This window comes from Saccharibacillus sp. WB 17, from assembly GCF_008634075.2.
GTDB classification, from domain to species: Bacteria; Bacillota; Bacilli; order Paenibacillales; family Paenibacillaceae; genus Saccharibacillus; species Saccharibacillus brassicae.
This window is the reverse complement of the sequence record NZ_VPFK02000024.1, coordinates 308,731-326,783: the sequence shown is the minus strand read 5'-3', so window position 1 is coordinate 326,783 and position 18,053 is coordinate 308,731. Positions and strand designations below refer to the sequence as shown.

17 protein-coding genes are annotated in these 18,053 nt (G+C 60.1%); all 17 read left to right on the top strand.

What is annotated here, in order from left to right; all coding sequences use genetic code 11:
* Positions 1 to 2,814 (top strand): SbcC/MukB-like Walker B domain-containing protein (locus tag FTE24_RS23505; protein ID WP_160441766.1); only part of this gene is annotated, 2,814 nt, incomplete at its 5' end.
* 250 nt (positions 2,815 to 3,064) lie between these two features.
* Positions 3,065 to 3,427 (top strand): histidine triad nucleotide-binding protein, encoded by a 363-nt coding sequence (locus FTE24_RS14115; protein ID WP_141446313.1) that lies wholly within the window; start codon positions 3,065 to 3,067, stop codon positions 3,425 to 3,427.
* Between the two features lie 299 nt (positions 3,428 to 3,726).
* Positions 3,727 to 3,900 carry a 30S ribosomal protein S21 gene (gene rpsU / locus FTE24_RS14110; RefSeq protein ID WP_005547957.1) on the top strand — a complete coding sequence of 58 codons (174 nt, stop codon included), beginning with the start codon at positions 3,727 to 3,729 and terminating at the stop codon, positions 3,898 to 3,900.
* 70 nt (positions 3,901 to 3,970) lie between these two features.
* The gene (locus FTE24_RS14105) at positions 3,971 to 4,414 is read left to right on the top strand and encodes a GatB/YqeY domain-containing protein (protein ID WP_150230341.1); all 444 of its coding nucleotides are present in this window, start codon (positions 3,971 to 3,973) and stop codon (positions 4,412 to 4,414) included.
* Between the two features lie 205 nt (positions 4,415 to 4,619).
* Positions 4,620 to 5,459, top strand: a complete 840-nt coding sequence (locus FTE24_RS14100; RefSeq protein ID WP_150230338.1) for an NfeD family protein — start codon at positions 4,620 to 4,622, stop codon at positions 5,457 to 5,459.
* A 133-nt stretch (positions 5,460 to 5,592) separates the two neighbouring features.
* Positions 5,593 to 6,594 carry a flotillin-like protein FloA gene (floA, locus tag FTE24_RS14095; protein ID WP_150230335.1) on the top strand — a complete coding sequence of 334 codons (1,002 nt, stop codon included), beginning with the start codon at positions 5,593 to 5,595 and terminating at the stop codon, positions 6,592 to 6,594.
* A 38-nt stretch (positions 6,595 to 6,632) separates the two neighbouring features.
* The gene (locus FTE24_RS14090; protein WP_150230333.1) at positions 6,633 to 7,253 is read left to right on the top strand and encodes a hypothetical protein; all 621 of its coding nucleotides are present in this window, start codon (positions 6,633 to 6,635) and stop codon (positions 7,251 to 7,253) included.
* A 308-nt stretch (positions 7,254 to 7,561) separates the two neighbouring features.
* Complete coding sequence (locus FTE24_RS14085; RefSeq protein ID WP_141446308.1) at positions 7,562 to 8,533, top strand: PhoH family protein; 972 nt, start codon at positions 7,562 to 7,564, stop codon at positions 8,531 to 8,533.
* A gap of 76 nt (positions 8,534 to 8,609) precedes the next feature.
* Positions 8,610 to 10,847, top strand: a complete 2,238-nt coding sequence (locus tag FTE24_RS14080) for an HD family phosphohydrolase (protein ID WP_150230330.1) — start codon at positions 8,610 to 8,612, stop codon at positions 10,845 to 10,847.
* A 3-nt stretch (positions 10,848 to 10,850) separates the two neighbouring features.
* The gene (ybeY, locus tag FTE24_RS14075) at positions 10,851 to 11,351 is read left to right on the top strand and encodes an rRNA maturation RNase YbeY (protein WP_150230328.1); all 501 of its coding nucleotides are present in this window, start codon (positions 10,851 to 10,853) and stop codon (positions 11,349 to 11,351) included.
* Positions 11,351 to 11,737 (top strand): diacylglycerol kinase family protein, encoded by a 387-nt coding sequence (locus FTE24_RS14070; protein WP_150230325.1) that lies wholly within the window; start codon positions 11,351 to 11,353, stop codon positions 11,735 to 11,737. The genes ybeY and FTE24_RS14070 overlap by 1 nt, the downstream gene beginning before the upstream one ends.
* Positions 11,738 to 11,804: 67 nt before the next feature.
* Entirely contained in the window at positions 11,805 to 12,212 is a 408-nt protein-coding gene (locus FTE24_RS14065; RefSeq protein ID WP_141446304.1) for a cytidine deaminase, read from the top strand.
* A 58-nt stretch (positions 12,213 to 12,270) separates the two neighbouring features.
* Positions 12,271 to 13,176: a GTPase Era gene (gene era / locus FTE24_RS14060; protein WP_141446303.1), complete on the top strand. Its 906-nt coding sequence runs from the start codon at positions 12,271 to 12,273 to the stop codon at positions 13,174 to 13,176.
* Position 13,177: 1 nt separating this feature from the next.
* Positions 13,178 to 13,936: a DNA repair protein RecO gene (gene recO, locus FTE24_RS14055; protein ID WP_150230323.1), complete on the top strand. Its 759-nt coding sequence runs from the start codon at positions 13,178 to 13,180 to the stop codon at positions 13,934 to 13,936.
* Between the two features lie 471 nt (positions 13,937 to 14,407).
* The gene (gene glyQ, locus FTE24_RS14050; protein ID WP_141446301.1) at positions 14,408 to 15,289 is read left to right on the top strand and encodes a glycine--tRNA ligase subunit alpha; all 882 of its coding nucleotides are present in this window, start codon (positions 14,408 to 14,410) and stop codon (positions 15,287 to 15,289) included.
* Positions 15,289 to 17,373, top strand: coding sequence for a glycine--tRNA ligase subunit beta (gene glyS / locus FTE24_RS14045; protein ID WP_150230320.1), 2,085 nt, complete (start codon positions 15,289 to 15,291; stop codon positions 17,371 to 17,373). The genes glyQ and glyS overlap by 1 nt, the downstream gene beginning before the upstream one ends.
* Before the next feature lie 191 nt (positions 17,374 to 17,564).
* A complete protein-coding gene (locus FTE24_RS14040) occupies positions 17,565 to 18,029 on the top strand; it encodes a YaiI/YqxD family protein (RefSeq protein WP_141446299.1) in 465 nt (154 codons plus the stop codon).
* Positions 18,030 to 18,053 lie beyond the last annotated feature (24 nt).

Below are 18,053 nucleotides of genomic sequence, written 5' to 3'. Positions count from 1 at the left end.
GCCGAAGCCCGGCGCGCGGAGCTGGACGCGGCGGCCGAGGAACACGGCCGGCTGGCGCGCGTGCGCGAACGCGCGGGCGAGCGCCGCGAGACTGCGTCGGCGCTCGGGCAGCTGCAAGCGCGCGGCGAAGAGATCCGCGCGCTGCAGGCGCGCACGGAACGGGCGCGCGCGTCGGCGGCGCTGCTGCCGGCGCTGGAACGGTTCCGGGCGGCTTCGGCGCGCTCGGAACAGCTGGCCGCCGCCGCGGAGCGGCTTCAGGCCGCGCTGGGCGAAGCGCGCGGGCGGGCCGACCTGGCCGCGTCGGCCGAAAGCGCGGCGCGCGAAGGGCTGTCCGGCGAAGAGCCGACGCTGCTGCGCCGTATCGCCGAACTGGAACAGGCGCTGCAGCTAGAGCGCGAACTGGAGGCGCTGCGCGAAGAGAGCCGGCGGCTCGAACGCGGCCGGACCGAAGCGGCGGCTCGCCTGGAACGGGCGCGTACCGACGCCGACGAGCTGCGGCGCAAGCTCGACAAGGCCGCGCAGCTGCGCGCCGAACTGCAGGATCAGCTCGGCGGCTGCGAAGTGCGCAGCTCCGACCGGACGGAACTGGAAGTCGCCGGTCGGCTGGCGGATTCGATCGCCGGGCTCGAAGCGCAGCTTCCGGATATTCGCCGCGATCTCGAAGAAGCGCGGCGCCAGGAGGCGGAAGCGGAAGCGGAACTGTCCGCCGGCCGCGAGCGGGAAGTTGCCTGCCGCGCCGATCTGCTCCGCGCGGCGGAGAACGCCGAGCGGTACGCGACGTCGCTGGATGTGTTCGACGGGGAGATCGCCGCGCTGATCGAAGCGGCCGAAGAGCGGCAGTCGCTGCTCGAACAGGCGGACCGCGATTCCGCGCAGCGCCGCATGGCCGCCGAGCTGGCGCACGCCCTGACCGACGGCGAGCCCTGCCCCGTCTGCGGCGCGACGCATCATCCGCTGCCGGCGGAAGAAGACGCTTCCGCCGCCTCGGCCGCGGCGGAACTCGAACCGCTGCGTGCCCTGCAGCTCCGGGCGCGCGAGCTGCGCCTCGCCGCCGCCCGCCTGCGGCAGGGCGGCGAAAGGCTGGCCCGGCGCCTGCGCGAAGAACTGGCGCAGACCCCGGACGGCTCCGCCTCCGGGCAGGTTCAGCCTGACCCCGGCGTCGAAGCCGCACCCGCGCAAGCGCCCGGTTCGGCGCCTGCCCTCGCGCCCGGGGTCGCTTCCGCGCCTTCGGCCGCGTCTGCTCCCGCGCCCGCTCCCGCAATCCGCCTGCTTTCCCCGCAGGCCTGCGCGGACGAACTGCTCCGCCTGCAGGAAGCGGCGGAACGCTTCGAGCGCGAATCCGCGCAGCTCGACAGCGCGGCGCGCGACGGCGAGCGCGCCTTGTCCGCTGCTTCGCGCGAAGCGGAAGCGCCGCGCGTCAGGCTCGACGGCGCTTCACGCCAGCGCGTGCGCGCCGAAGAGCGCCTCGGCGAACTGGAACGCCGCCTGGCGGAAGCGGAGCGGCAGTGGGCGGCTTCGTTCGCCGAACTGCGGCGGGAAGAACTGGAAGCCAGACGCGCGGATATTCGCGACCGGGACAGCCGGGCCGAAGAACTGAAGCGCCGGCTCGACAAGAGCGGTCCCGTTATCCGCGATATGGAAACGGCGCTGAAAGCGCACGAGCAATCCGCGGCCGAAGCGGAACGCGGCCTTGTGCTGTTCACGGCGCAGGCCGAAGGCCGGGCAGAGCTGCTGGCCGAGAAAGAACGGCGCCTGCGCGAGACATCCGGCGGCGATTCCGCGGCCGAGCTGCTGCGCCTGGCGTCGGAACGCCTAGAGAGCCTGCGCGAAGCGGCGGAGCGGACGCGGCTTGAACTTGAAGCGGCGCGCCGCACATGGCAGACCGCGGCGAACGATTCCGCCGCGGCGCAGCAGGCGGCATTATCGGCCGCCGAACATGCGTCCGCCGCGGAGCAGGGCTGGAGCGAAGCGCTGGACGGTTCGCCGTTCGGGGCGGCGGAAGAAGCGGAAGCCGCCGTTATGCGCGACGAAGAGATGCAGGAAGCGGAGCGCCTTGCCCGGACGCACCGGGAGCGGGAGAACGAACTGTCCGCCCGGCTGCGGGAACTGGAGAAGCTGCTCGGCGGCGCCGACGTGTCGGAAGATCAATGGGCGGCCTGCGCCTTGCGGCTGGGCGAAGCCCGGCGGCAAGACGAAGAAGCGCTGTCCGCCAAAGCGCGCGCCCAGCGCGACCTCGAAGACGTCTCTGTCCGCAACGGACGCTGGAACGAACTGGAGCAGGTACGCCGCGTGACCGCCGCGGAGATGGAGCGGCTGTCGAAGCTGCAGGCCTGCTTCCGCGGCAACGCGTTCGTCGAATACGTGGCCGAAGAGCAGCTGATCCAGATCAGCCGCGCGGCGTCGAGCCGGCTGCGCTTTTTGACCAAGCAGCGTTATTCGCTGGAAGTCGATTCCGGCGGCGGATTTGTCGTATGCGACGACGCGAACGGCGGCGTGCGCCGTCCGGTCTCGACCTTGTCCGGCGGAGAGATGTTTTTGACTTCGCTGTCGCTCGCGCTGGCTTTGTCGGCGCAGATCCAGTTGCGAGGCGAATATCCGCTGCAATTTTTTTTCCTGGACGAAGGATTCGGCACGCTCGATCCCGAGCTGCTCGACACGGTCATCACGTCGCTTGAGCATCTGCACAGCGACCGGCTGTCGGTCGGCGTTATCAGCCACGTGCAGGAGCTGCGGGCGCGTCTGCCGCGCCGCCTGATCGTGCAGCCGGCCGACCCTGCCGGAGCCGGCTCCAAAGTGCTGCTGGAGAAAATGTAGCCCGCAGAACGTGACACAGATCACAGATACAGATTCACCGGGCTGTTACACTACAGTCAGCCGACATGCCATGGAAGTCCCCCGAAGCGCCAACTGTCCGAACGTCCCGTGCGTTCGCTCCGGCCGGCGCTTCAAGCAAACGAATCCCGCCGGGATTCGCGGGGGGCTTCTTTTTTTGTTTTTTGCGCGCATAATCGGTACAATAAACGAAGCCGAATGCCCAACCCCATACCTATAAGGAGGAACACAGATGAGCGAGACGATTTTCACGAAAATTATTCAGGGCGATATTCCAAGCCGGAAAGCGTTCGAGAACGAACGGATCTATGCGTTCCACGATATTCAGCCCGCGGCTCCCGTCCACGTACTGATCGTGCCGAAAAAGCCGATTCCGTCGCTGAACGATATTGCGGACGAAGATCTGGCCGTTATCGGAGAAATTCACCGCGTCGCCGTGCAGCTGGCCGAAGAGCTGGGCATCGCGGAGAGCGGATACCGCGTCATTAACAACTGCGGCCGCGACGGCGGCCAGACGGTGCCGCATCTGCATTTCCATCTGCTCGGAGGCGGCAAGCTCGGCGCGCTGACCGGAGCGTCGGACTCACACGCTTGACCGATCCGGACAGGCCGGGCCGATGCCCGGTAGGGCTCGGCGCAGCCGGGCATCGGATGAGGTGGGCCCGGTAAGCGGGAATGCGCCTGTTGGGGTCGGTTTTCCGCTCGGGCCGCGATTTGTTTTGACGGCGCAAAGCGCGCGGCTTGGGCTTTCACGGCTCAAAACCGCCTGCTTGCCGTCTGGATCGAAACAGACTTTTTTATAGGCATTGACACGGACTTTTGTTTTCGCCTATAATGAAAGTTGATTAACCGTGTTATGCTCTTGGACGGTCTGGTCGGAGGGAGGGGAAACTGGTGTCTGAAACTAAAGTTCGCAAAAACGAGACTATTGATGCTGCTCTTCGCCGCTTCAAACGCTCGATCGCAAAAGACGGCGTGCTGGCGGAAGTTAAAAAGCGCAAGCATTATGAGAAGCCTAGCGTAAAGCGCAAGAAGAAGTCTGAGGCTGCTCGCAAAAGAAAGTTCTAAGTAGTGTTTAACCCGGTCGCTTTTTTTGGCGATTCGAATAACACGTCTTGGTAGGAGGATTTATTGTTAAATGAATCTTAGCGAACGATTAAACGAAGATATGAAGCAAGCCATGCGGAGTAAGGATAAATTCAAACTCTCGACCATACGAATGATTCGCGCGACGATCAAGAACCAAGAGATCGATTTGAAGCGGACTTTGGATGACGCAGAAGTGCTTGAAATTCTGAGTCGTGAGATCAAACAGCGCAAAGATGCCCTCCATGAATTTGAAAAAGCAGGTCGTGACGATTTGGCCGAGACTGTCAAAGCCGAGATCGTTATTGTTGCTGACTATCTTCCTACCCAGCTTAGCGAAGAGGAAGTGAAAGCCATTGTACAACAGACCATCCAAGAAACCGGCGCTTCTTCCAAAGCCGATATGGGAAAAGTCATGGCCGCTTTGATGCCGAAAGTCAAAGGCCGTGCCGATGGGAAGTTGGTTAATCAAGTGGTTCAGCAGGGCCTGCAATAAACGAGCGAAACGAACACCCTTCCGGGTTTCCGGAAGGGTGTTTTTGTTGTTTTTTTAGTAAAACGGGATTTTTTTGGAACCTCGCGGCCGGAAGCACGTATACAATACTGAGAAACTGTTGTTTCGTCAAGCCTAAACAGAGGGAAATGAAGAGCAGCAAGTTGTTTCGTAAGCGCCTCACATTTTAGAGAAGGAGGGGAAATCGATGCATACACAAGCACGGTCCAAATGGTGGGTAGGATTCGCCGCGGCGCTGTGGGGTGCCGTCTGGCTGGTCGGGATTCCGTTGATCGTCTGCACCTCGTTCGTGTCCACGGCTTCCGCGGCCGGTACGGCCGTTTCGTCGCAGGGCGCCGAGCAGGCCGGGTTTTTGTCGAATCTCTCGGGATTTCTGACAGAGCCCGTCATGCTGACGCTGCTGCTGTTTATCGGACTTGCCGGCGTGGTCATCGAACTGCTCGTGCCGGGACTCATTTTTCCGGGAGTGCTCGGGGTCAGCGCGTTCGTTCTGTACTTTTTCGCCAGCACGTTCCAGGGTTTGGCCGATCCTTACGTTTGGCTGCTGTTCGCAGCGGGAATCGTTTTGATGGCACTCGAAATCGTTCTGCCGAGTTTCGGGATACTGGGCCTGCTCGGAGCGGGCTCGCTTATAGGAGGAGTGGTTATGGCAGCATGGGCAACCGGACACGCTTTGCAGACGCTCGGAATCGCTTTCGTATTGGCCGCGGCGGCTGTAGGCATCGTTGTATTCGTGTTCAAGGAGCGGGGCATTTGGAATCGCTTCATTCTTAAAGACAGTTTGACGTCCGAAGCCGGTTACAATTCCGCGGTCACGCGGTTTGAACTGGTCGGACGCGACGCCGTTACCCTGACGCCTCTGCGTCCGTCGGGTACCGTCCTGATCGAAGGCGAACGTCTCGACGTCGTCAGCGACGGCGCTTTTATCGAACGCGACAAAGCGGTCGTCATCGTCAAAACGGAAGGCAGCCGCATCGTCGTTCAGGAAAAATGGCACAGCGGGCTGGGACCGATCGAACCGATCTGATCTGGGTCCGGGCAGCAAGACGCACACTCACGCAACAGCTCACGCAACAGAACGACATAACGGAGTTTGAGGCCGCCGAACCGGAACCCATTTTCGCTCCGGCGCTTTGAACCCGAAACTTGGAGGGGTACTTATGGCAGATGCAGTTTGGATTACTCCGCTGCTGATCGTAGTGGTAGGCATTATTCTTTTGAGCATTTTCTTCAGCTTTTTCCCGGTCGCCCTGTGGATCTCGGCGCTCGCTTCGGGTCTGCGCATCAGCATCATTACGCTGGTCGCTATGCGCTTGCGGCGCGTAACGCCGTCCCGGATCGTCAATCCGATGATCAAGGCGCACAAAGCGGGCCTGACGTTGACCATCAACCAGCTTGAGAGTCACTATCTGGCCGGCGGTAACGTCGACCGCGTCGTCAATGCGCTGATCGCGGCGCATCGTGCCAACATTCCGCTGGAATTCGAACGGGCGGCCGCGATCGACCTGGCCGGCCGCGACGTGCTGCAGGCGGTACAGATGAGCGTTAACCCGCGCGTTATCGAGACGCCGAGCATCTCGGCCGTTGCGCGCAACGGTATCGAAGTCGTCGTTATTGCCCGCGTTACGGTGCGTGCGAACATCGACCGCCTCGTCGGCGGTGCCGGCGAAGAAACGATCATTGCCCGTGTCGGCGAAGGTATCGTCAGCACGGTAGGTTCCAGCGACACGCACAAGGAAGTGCTGGAGAATCCGGACAAAATCTCGCGCACGGTGCTTGAAAAAGGACTGGATGCCGGTACGGCGTTCGAAATTCTGTCGATCGATATCGCGGACGTGGACGTCGGCAAAAACATCGGCGCTTTCCTGCAAACCGAACAGGCGGAAGCCGACAAGCGGATTGCCCAGGCCAAAGCCGAAGAACGCCGCGCCATGGCCGTAGCGGAAGAACAGGAAATGAACGCCCGCGTCGTCGAGATGAGAGCGCGCGTCGTGGAAGCCGAATCGGAAGTGCCGATCGCCATGGCGGAAGCGCTGCGCGGCGGCAAAATCGGCGTTATGGATTACCTGAACATCAAAAATCTCGAAGCCGATACGGAAATGAGAGGCTCGCTCGGCGGCATGAACGTAACGCATGTCGACAAGCAGGATCCGAACAAGTAAGGCGACACAAGTAATTAGGCGGAACAGGAGGGGATATCGTGCCCCAATTCTTGGATTGGATCGTAAGCAACTTCTTCATCGTCATCATTATTATAGGTGCGCTGATGTCCGTGTTTGGCAAGAAGAAAAAGAATCCCAACGGAGGCGCCGAGCCGTTCGGCGGACGCGGCGCTTCCGATCCGGGCAGGCAGGCGACGCGGCCTATGCAATATGAAGAAGAACAAGCCGAGCAGCGCCAGTCCCCGTTCGGCCGCGCTCCCGCTCCGAATCCGCGCAAAGCGGATGCGCGCGGGAACGATGCCGCTTCGCGTACCGATGCCCGGTCGGGCAGAACCAACCTGGAACAAGCTTCGATCGGCATGAACGAAGAGATCGAGAAAAGGCTGCAAGCCGGCCGTTCGACCCAAAGCCGGGCCCAGGCGATGCCGAACGCGGTACGCGAGATCGACCGCAAGTCGACCCGGGGCGGCGGCAATCGTCCGAAGACGGCCGCTTCCTACCATCAGGTCGGAGGCCGGACCGCACCGGCGGAGACGCCGGTCGCCGCCGCGGATCTGTTCGTCAAACCGACGGCCGAAGATCTGCGCAAAGGGGTCATGTGGGCCGAGATCCTCGGCACGCCCCGTGCCAGAAAACCGTATCATTCCGGGCGCAGGTAATTCTGCGGAATCGCCGTTTCCCGACGGCGCAGCTGCCGGCCTTTTCCGTCCCCGACGAAAAAGGCCGGCTTTTTGCGTCCTGCGCGTCTCCGAACACGCTCCCAAAATCTTTTGCATGGGGCCTCTTAGAATGGTAAAGTTGAGAAATAAGGTTTGATCCGGCCGCTGCCGGATTCCGTAGGCTCCAAGCGGCAGACGGAATCCGCGCGGCGCCCGGCGGTTCAAGATTCCGATAGGCGAACAAGGGCCCGGTTCCGCACAGGAAGCCGAGGCCTCCCATCATATCGATATAAGGAGACTGAGAGCTTTTGACAGAACAGACGAGAAGCATCAAAATTCCGCTGCATAACGCGGGAGAAGGTTTGGCCCTGTTTGGTCCGCAGGACACGTATCTCAAGTTGATCGAACGGCAGTTCGGAGCACGGATCGACAGCCGCGAGGAAGAAATCGGCATATACGGACCCCAACAGGAAGCGGATCAACTGGAGCAGCTGTTCGACGTGCTGCTGCAGTTGGTTCGCAACGGCTACAACTTGACCGAACGGGATGTGCAGTACGCGCTCGATCTGGCCAAAGATTTCCGCGCCGATCAACTGCTCGACCTGTTCAAAGGCGAAATCGCCCTGACGTTCCGCGGCAAGCCGATTCGCCCCAAAACGATCGGCCAGAAGCATTACGTCACGACGATCAAGAAAAAAGACATCGTGTTCGGTATCGGTCCGGCCGGTACCGGCAAAACATATTTGGCGGTCGTGTTGGCCGTAACCGCGCTCAAGGAAGGTCTGGTCAAGCGTATCGTACTGACGCGTCCGGCCGTCGAAGCGGGTGAGAGCCTCGGCTTCCTGCCGGGCGATCTGCAGGAGAAAGTCGATCCGTATCTGCGCCCGCTCTACGACGCGCTGTACGACGTCATGGGCACGGAGCAGGTAGCCAAAGCGCTGGAACGCGGCCTGATCGAGATCGCGCCGCTTGCGTACATGCGCGGACGGACGCTCGACGATGCGTTCATCATTTTGGACGAAGCGCAGAACACGACGCCCGAGCAAATGAAGATGTTCCTGACACGGATCGGGTTCGGTTCCAAAATGGTCATCACGGGCGACGTGACGCAGATCGACCTGCCGCGCGGCAAAAAGTCCGGTCTGGTCGAAGCCCGGCTGATCCTGAACGAAATTTCCGATATCGGCTTTGTCACGTTCGCCCAGGAAGACGTCGTTCGTCACTCGATCGTACAGAAAATCATCGTGGCTTACGAAAAGGCAGCGGAAAGCATCGAATAAGAACCGATTTCCAAACGATAGGGACATCTTTCATTTTGGAATAGGCTCAGGAGTCTAATACCGGAGGTTCTTCCATATGGCTTCAAAAGAAAAATGGAACAGAAAAACCGATCCGAAAATTTCCGGCTGGAAAAACAGCCGTCTCGTCAAGCTGGCTTTGTTCGCCCTGATGACGCTTATGTTCTACGTCGGGCTTGCGCCCAAACTGCTGCCCGAAAAATACGATATCCAGGTCAACATGCCGAGCGACAAGGAAATTCTGGCTCCGGCACAGATTCCGAACAGCAAAGCGACCCTGCAGGCGCAGGAAGAAGCCGCGGAGCGCGTGCAGCAGGTGTACCGCATCGTGCCGCTTCGCAACGATACGCTGATCAACCAGCTGCTGGACCGGATCGATACGCTGAATCAGGACGACCAACTGACGGAAGCGAACAAAATCGAGATTTACCGGGAAGAGCTGCCGCAAAAAGTCAATCAGTTCATGGCGAACAGCATCCGCAACAGCGGCAGCAACGGAGCATATTCGGCCGCGCTGCTGCGTGAAGTGCAGACGCGGCTCGGCGAGCAGGAATACGATATCCCGGAAGAAACGTTTTACAAAATTCCGGCGCTGACTTCGATCCAAATCCAGCAGATGAAGTCGGAAGCGACCGGAATCGCTTCCCGGCTCATGAGCGATCAGGTGACGGACGCCCAGACGGCGCGCGCCCAGGTCGCGGAGTTCGTCAGCCGCAGCACGTTGACCGACCGCACTTCGCGCGAGGTCGTGCAGGAGCTGATCAAGCTCGCGATTACGCCGAACCGGTTCTATGACGAAGAAGCGACGAAGGAAGCGGCCGTGCAGGCCCGCGAGAATACCGAAACGGTATATATCGAGCAGGGCGACGTGCTGGTGCAGCGCGGCGAGACGATTACGCAGGACATGTACAATCTCCTCAAGGAGAACGACATGCTCAAGACGGAGATCAATTACTGGCCGCAGTTCGGCCTGCTGCTGCTGTCCGGCCTGCTCTCGCTCGGCATGTTCCTGTTCACGCGCCTCAGCGGCAACGAGTTCAAATACAGCAATCCGCAGCTGCTCATGATCGTGTTGATCTACTTCATTATGCTGATCGCGATGCATCTGACGGCGCTCGTGCAAAGCGATACGGCGCGGTACGTCGGCTATCTCGCTCCCGTCGCTATCGGCTGTACGCTCATTACGCTGCTGCTGAACAATCCGTTCGCCTACTTCAGCGCCGTCATTTTCTCGGTGCTCGCGAGCGTCGTGCTGAATGCCGGACAGACGGGAAGCGACATTTTCGATTTCCATTTCGGTTTCTACACGCTTGTCGTTTCGTATGCGGCGATCTTCACCGTGCACCGGGCCAGCCAGCGGTCGACCCTGCTCAAAGCGGGCATCATGGTCAGCTTGTTCGGCGCGCTGGCGGTATTGGCGTTGTCGCTGATCGGAGATCCCGACCCGAGCCGCAGCACGATTCTGTATCCGGTCGCGTTTGCGTTGGCTTCGGGACTGCTGACCGCCATTTTGGCGATCGGGCTTATGCCGTTCTTCGAAGTGACGTTCGGCATCCTGTCGGCGCTCAAGCTCGTCGAGCTGTCCAACCCGAACCATCCGCTGCTGCGCAAGCTGCTGATCGAGACGCCGGGCACGTACCATCACAGCGTCATGGTCGGCAACTTGTCCGAAGCGGCGGCGGAAGCGATCGGGGCCAACGGCCTGCTCTGCCGGGTCGGTTCGTATTATCATGATATCGGCAAGACCAAGCGTCCGAGCTATTTTATCGAAAATCAGAACAATATCGAAAATCCGCACGATTCCATCGATCCGAAGCTGAGCAAGTCGATCATCGTAGCCCATGCGCGCGACGGCGTCGAGATGCAGAAAGAGTACAAGCTGCCCAAGCGTATCCGCGATATCGCGGAGCAGCATCACGGCACGACTTTCCTCTATTTCTTCTATCAAAAAGCGCTGAAGCTTGCGGAAGAACGCGGCGTCGAACCGGACTTCACGGAAGCGGAATTCCGGTACCCGGGACCGAAAGCCCAATCAAAAGAAGCGGCGGTCGTCGGGATCGCGGACAGCGTCGAAGCGGCGGTCCGCTCGCTGCACAAGCCGACGATCGACCAGGTGGAATCGATGATCGGCAAGATCATCAAAAGCCGGCTGGACGACCAGCAGTTCAACGAGTGCGACATTACGCTCAAAGAGCTGGACGTGGTGTCCAAAACGCTCAAGGAAGCCGTAATGGGAATTTTCCATTCGCGGATCGAATATCCCGAAGAGGTCAAGCCCAAGACAAAGGAGAACTGAAGCATGAGCCTGCAACTGGAATGGAGCAACGAACAAGACCAATACGAAATCGGCGAGACGCTGATCGGGCAGCTGCGCCTGCTGCTTGAAGCGGCAGGGCAGACGGAAAACGTGACCGACGGCGAAGTGGCGCTGACTTTCGTGGACGACGAAGAAATCCACCGGCTGAACAAAGAGTTCCGCAATATCGACCGGCCGACCGACGTTTTGTCGTTCGCGATGCGCGAATCGGCGGGCGAAGAGCCGGAGATCGTGTACGAAGTCGACGCGGCCGAAGCGGCGGAGCCGGAACTCGAGGAAATGTTGGGAGACATCATCATTTCCGTGCCGCGCGCCATCGCGCAGAGCGGGGATTACGGACATTCGGTCGAGCGGGAGCTCGGCTTTCTGTTCGTGCACGGATTTCTGCATCTGCTCGGCTACGACCATCAGACCCCGGAAGACGAAGCGGAGATGATGGCCAAGCAGGAAGCGGCTCTGCAAAAAATCGGGCTGACGCGCTGATGGACAAACGGCGCACCTGGGGAGACGTATTTCGGAATGCCTGGGACGGCGTCCGGGCAACGGCTTCGACGGAACGGAACTTCAAGGTGCATCTGGCGCTGTGCGCGGCGGTGCTGCTTCTGGGTGCGCTGCTGCGGGTTCCCCGGCTCGACTGGGGACTGTTGTGCCTGGCGATCGGACTCGTGCTGTCCGCCGAATTGATGAATACGGCGGTAGAAGCCGCGGTCAACCTGACCGTGGGCGAACGGCTGCATCCGCTGGCCAAAAAAGCGAAAGATGCCGCCGCGGGAGCGGTGCTGGCTTCCGCGGTTTTCGCCGCCGTGATCGGTCTTATCGTGTTTGCGCCTCCGCTGCTGCGCTTGGTGCAAGACTGGGGCTGGCTGTAACGGGCGGACGGATGTACAATAGAATGCACCCGACAAGAAGCAGATACGGAGAGGGGAAACAGGTCGAATGGATGCAGCGGTACTGATTCAGGAAGCGATCAAAGCGCGGGCGCAGGCTTACGTGCCTTACTCGGGCTTCAAAGTGGGAGCGGCTTTGCTGGACGAGCACGGACAGGTGCACCACGGCTGCAATATCGAAAATGCGGCGTACGGACCGTCCAACTGCGCCGAGCGCACGGCGCTGTTCCGCGCGGTGGCGGACGGCCATCGTCCGGGCAGCTTCAAGATGCTGGCCGTCGTCGGCGACACGGAAGGCCCGATCGCGCCGTGCGGCGTATGCCGGCAGGTGTTGGTGGAATTGTGCAAACCGGATATGCCGGTCATGCTGAGCAATATGAAGGGCGATATTCGCGAGACGACGATCGGGGAACTGCTCCCGGACGCGTTCGGGCCCTGGGATCTGGATAAAGCATAAGGCAAGAACAAGTGACAAGGACGGAAAAAATGTATCAGACATCAAGAGGAGGAATAGAATGGAGAGCAAAAAAGGCTTCAAGTCCGGGTTCGTCGCTATCGTCGGCCGCCCGAACGTCGGCAAGTCGACGCTGATGAACCAGATTATCGGGCAAAAGATCGCGATCATGTCCGACAAACCGCAGACGACGCGGAACAAGATTCACGGGGTGTACACGGGGGAAGGCAAACAGATCGTGTTCCTCGATACGCCGGGCATTCACAAACGTCAATCGAAGCTGGGCGATTTCATGAACAACACGGCGCTGAACACGCTGGGCGAGGTGGAAGCGGCCATGTTCCTCGTCGACGCTTCGGAAGGCATCGGCGGCGGCGACCGCTACATTATCGAACAGCTCGGCAAGATCAAGACGCCGGTGTTCCTGATCATGAACAAGATCGACCTGATCGAACCGGAAGCGCTGCTGCCGTTGATCGAGACATACCGCAAATTGTACGAGTTCGCGGAAGTGATTCCGATCTCCGCCAAGTTCGGCAACAACGTGAACACGCTGATGGAACAGCTGGGCAAATATTTGCCGGAAGGCCCGCAGTATTATCCGGCCGACCAGATCACCGACCATCCGGAACAGTTCGTTATCGCCGAACTGATCCGCGAGAAGATTTTGCAGATGACGCGCGAAGAAGTGCCGCACTCGATCGCCGTCACGATCGAAGACATGAAAGTGCAGGACAACGGCATCGTGTACGTGGGCGCGGTCATTTTCGTGGAACGCGATTCGCAAAAAGGTATCGTCATCGGCAAGCAGGGCGCCATGCTCAAAGAAGTTGGCAAGCGGGCGCGCCAGGATATCGAGAATCTGCTCGGTTCCAAGATTTTCCTGGAGCTGTGGGTCAAGGTGAAAAAGGACTGGCGCAACCAGGATCGCGTGCTGCGAGACCTCGGCTTCCACCGGGACGCTTAGGATGCTGTACCGTCTCGAAGGAATCGTGATTCGGGCGATGGACTACGGCGAAACGAACAAAATCATTACGCTCTGCACCCAGACGCACGGTAAAATGGGCGTGATGGTGCGCGGAGCGAAAAAGCTCAAAAGCCGGCACGGTTCGCTGACCCAGCCGTTCACGTACGGCATATTCAGCTTTTTCCGCGGCGGAAGCGGGCTGGGAACGCTGAACGACGCGGAGATCTACGAATCGAACCACAAGCTGCGCGAAGATCTGGTGCTTGCCGCCCACGGCGCCTATGCCTGCGAGCTGATCGACCGGGCGCTGCAGGACGAAGATACCGGCAGTTTCTGGTTCGAGCAGCTGCAGGCTTTTCTGACCGGCATGCGGGAAGGCAAAGATCCCGAAGTGATGATGCGCTTGTTCGAAATGAAAATGCTGCAGGCGTCCGGCTACGGACCCGAACTCGACATTTGTTCGTCCAGCCGGCGTCCGGTCGAAGGCGACGCGCTGATCAGCCCGCGTCTGGGCGGCGTGCTCAGTGTGCCTTTTCGCTCGGCCGATCCGTACGCGGTTCCGGTGTCGGCCCGCACGCTGTCGCTGCTGCGCGTATTCGCGCGGCTCGACCTGCGCCGGCTCGGCAACGTGGACGTCAAGCCGGAGACCAAAGCCGAACTGAAGATCGTCATGGAAGCGCTGATGCGCGAACATATCGGCATGAACTTGAAATCCAAGCGGTTTCTGGATCAGCTGGATCAGTATGGCTTTGACAAATAACCATTCGGGTTTTACAATAAAGGTAGATTGCTGAAAGTTTCGCAGCAGCGTTGAACGGAAAATGCGCGGATGATTTACGAGGCCCAACACCAGCGAACCGGGAACAGTGCAAGCCCGGCAGGCCCTATTTCGCGCTTATCGGCATTTCCGGGAGCGTGCGATACGGGAAGCGTACGGAAAAGAGGAATGCGCATCGCGTCCGCTCGCGGACGCCGCGTATTCAAGTAGGGTGGAACCGCGGGAGCAAGGACGTTGGACGGGCTGCATTCGGATCTGCCGAATGCCTGATCCGCTCAACGGACCCGAACCCGGGAACGGCGCATGCGCGGCATGATGTCGTTTCCGGGTCCGAAACTCTCGTCCCTACGTCTGTCGAATCAGGCGTAAGGACGGGAGTTTTTTGTGTACAGTCAGATAGGTGCCCAAGTTCCTTGTCCGGTCTGCCGATCCATTTTGCAAAGGGGTGTTTGTATGAATTTTCAGAACATGATCCTGACGCTTCAGAAATTTTGGGCGGATCAGGGATGCATTAACGCGCAGCCTTACGATACGGAAAAAGGCGCGGGCACGATGAATCCGATGACGTACTTGCGTTCCCTCGGTCCCGAGCCGTGGAAAGTCGCTTACGTCGAGCCTTCGCGCCGCCCTTCGGACGGACGCTACGGCGAGAACCCGAACCGGTTGTACCAGCATCACCAGTTCCAGGTCATCATCAAGCCGTCGCCGGACAATATTCAGGAATTGTATCTGGACAGTCTCAAAGCGCTCGGTGTCGATCCGCTCGTGCACGATATCCGGTTCGTCGAAGACAACTGGGAGAACCCGACGCTCGGCTGCGCGGGTCTCGGCTGGGAAGTGTGGCTGGACGGCATGGAAATTACGCAGTTCACTTATTTCCAGCAGGTCGGCGGTCTGGAGACGCATCCGGTCGCGGTCGAGATCACGTACGGCATGGAGCGCCTCGCTTCGTATATTCAGGACAAAGAGAATGTGTTCGATCTGGAATACGTGGAAGGCATGACTTACGGCGACGTCTACCGCCAGGCGGAATACGAGCATTCCAAATACACGTTCGAGCTGTCCGACGCCAAGATGCTGTTCACGCTGTTCAACATGTACGAGCAGGAAGCGGCGCGCGCGGCCGAAGCCAACCTCGTGTTCCCGGCTTACGATTACGTGTTGAAATGTTCGCATACGTTCAACCTGCTCGACGCCCGCGGCGCGATCAGCGTGACGGAACGGACCGGCTACATTACGAGAGTGCGCAATCTGGCCCGTAAAGTGGCGGCTTCCTACGTGGAGGAGCGCGAGAAGCTCGGCTTCCCGTTGATCAAGAAAGGAGGGGAAGCGTAATGGCAAAAGATCTGCTGCTCGAAATCGGGCTTGAAGAAGTACCCGCCCGCTTCCTGCGCGCGGCGATGAACCAGCTGCGCGAGAAAACGGAGAAATGGCTGGACGCTTCGCGTCTGGGCTACGATACAGTAGAAGCGTACGCGACTCCGCGCCGCCTGGCCGTATTGGCGCGCGGCGTTGCGGAGAAGCAGGAGGACGTCAGCGAAGAAGTCAAAGGCCCTTCCCGCAAAATCGCGCAGGACGCAAACGGCGAATGGACCAAAGCCGCTTTGGGCTTTGCCCGCAGCCAGGGCGTGGAAGCGAGCGACTTCACGTTCAAGGAACTGGCCGGCGTGGAATATATCTACGCGACCAAAAGCCTGAACGGACAGGAAGCGTCCGCGCTGCTGCCGGAAGGACTCAAAAGCCTCATATCGTCGATGAGTTTCCCGAAAAACATGCGCTGGAGCACCTACGATTTCAAATTCGTCCGTCCGATCCGCTGGATGGTCGCGCTGTTCGGCGAAGAAGTCGTGCCGTTCGACATTACCGACGTGCACACGGGCCGCGTTACGCGCGGACACCGGTTTCTCGGCGGCGAGACTTCGATCGACCGGGCTTCAGATTACGTCGAAGCGCTGCGCGCGCAGCACGTCATCGCGAACGTGGAAGAGCGGCAGGCGCTGATCCTCAAGCAGATTCGCGACCTGGCCGAAGAACGCAACTGGAATATCGCGATCAAGGAAGACCTGCTGGAAGAAGTGGTGTTCCTCGTCGAGACGCCGACCGCTTTGTTCGGTACGTTCGAAGAATCGTTCCTGAACATTCCGCAGGACGTGCTCATCACGTCGATGCGCGAACACCAGCGGTACTTCCCGGTTCTGGACGCCGAAGGCAAGCTGCTGCCGTTCTTCGTAACTGTGCGCAACGGCGATGCCAAGTCGCTCGACGTGATCGCCAAAGGCAACGAGAAAGTGCTGCGGGCCCGTCTGTCGGACGCCAAGTTCTTCTATGAAGAAGACCAGAAGCTGCCGATCGCGGACGCGCTGTCGAAGCTTGAGAACGTCGTGTTCCACGAAGAGCTCGGCAGTACCGGCGACAAAGTGCGCCGCATTCGCCAAACGGCCGACCACATCGCGGAGCTGCTCAACCTGGACAGCGAAGACAAGCAGGACGTCAGCCGCGCCGCCGACATCTGCAAGTTCGACCTCGTGACCCAGATGGTGTACGAGTTCCCCGAACTGCAGGGCGTCATGGGCGAAGACTACGCGCGCAAAGCCGGCGAGAAAGAATCGGTCGCGCGCGCCGTATTCGAACATTACCAGCCGCGTTTTGCCGGCGAATCCGTGCCGGCTTCCATCGTCGGCTCGGCGGTCAGCCTGGCGGACAAACTGGACGCCATCGTCGGATTTTTCGGCATCGGCATCATTCCGACCGGTTCGCAGGACCCTTACGCGCTGCGCCGCCAGGCGGCGGGCATCGTGCAGATCCTGCTCGACCACAAGCTCGACCTGACGCTCGACCAGCTGTTCGACGTGTCGATCTCGGTACACGAGCAGGCCGGCAACCTGAAGCGGACGGCGGATGAAGTTCGCGGCGACCTGCGTGACTTCTTCGAGCTTCGCGTCAAAAAATTGCTGTCGGAGACGCTGCGTTACGACGTCGTCGACGCGGTCATCGCGGCCGGCTTCGGCGACGTTCCGGCCGTCGTGGCCCGGGGCAAAGCGCTGATGAACGGTATCTCCGGCGAAGGCGATTTCAAGATCACCGTGGAGTCGTTCACGCGTACCGGCAATCTGGCATCCAAATCGGACGGCAGCAGCGTGCAGCCGGAGTTGTTCGAAGGCGAACCGGAGCAGGAATTGTTCCGCGCGTGGCAGGAGCTTCAGCAGCAGCGGGCGTCCTGGGCAAACGGCGAACGCGGCGCCGCCGAAGCGGAACTGGGCGCGCTGGCGGGGCTCAAGCAGCCGATTACAACGTTCTTCGACCGGGTAATGGTAATGGCAGAGGACGAAAAGGTACGCGCCAACCGTCTGGCCCTGCTTGCCGCGATCGATGCGGATCTCAAGCGCTTCGCCGATTTCGGCAAGTTGGTCTGGCAGTAAGACGCGCGGCCGCGCAAGCAGCTGAATAAGGAATCGATACGGAATCTTCCCCGTACAGAGAAGCAGGATCCGGCACGCCAGAGCGGCGCCGGCGCATTGTGTGCTCTGGCGGGGGAATTCCGTTTTTCGCATAGGGGCAGGCGGCGGTCTTCAAGCGGCCGCGGCGCGCCTTCGCGAAAAGGGGGAAGAAGATGGAAGCGGAAGGACTGCGGATTTTGGTCGATGCCGATGCGTGCCCGGTCAAGGAAGAGATCAAGCAGGCCGCAAGATTGACCGGCGTGCCGGTCGTCATGGTGTCCTCGTACGACCATGTGCTGCGCGAATCCGACAACGTGCGGGTCGTGCGGGTGGACCCCGGCAAGGAAAGTGCGGATCTGTATATCGTCAATCATCTGCGCGCCGGCGATCTGGTCATTACGCAGGATTACGGGCTGGCCGCGCTGGTGTTGGCCAAACGGGCTTACGCCCTGTCGGAGCGCGGCCTCGTGTACGACGCGGACAATATCGAACTTTTGCTGGATCGCCGGCATATTAGCGCCAAAGTTCGCCGCGGCGGCGGAAGAACCAAAGGTCCCAAAAAATTTACGTCGGAAGACCGAAGCGCTTTTTCGGAAAAATGTTTAAAACTTTTACATGATTTGCAGGAGAAGGCTTAACTATAGCGAATATTATTTTCATTA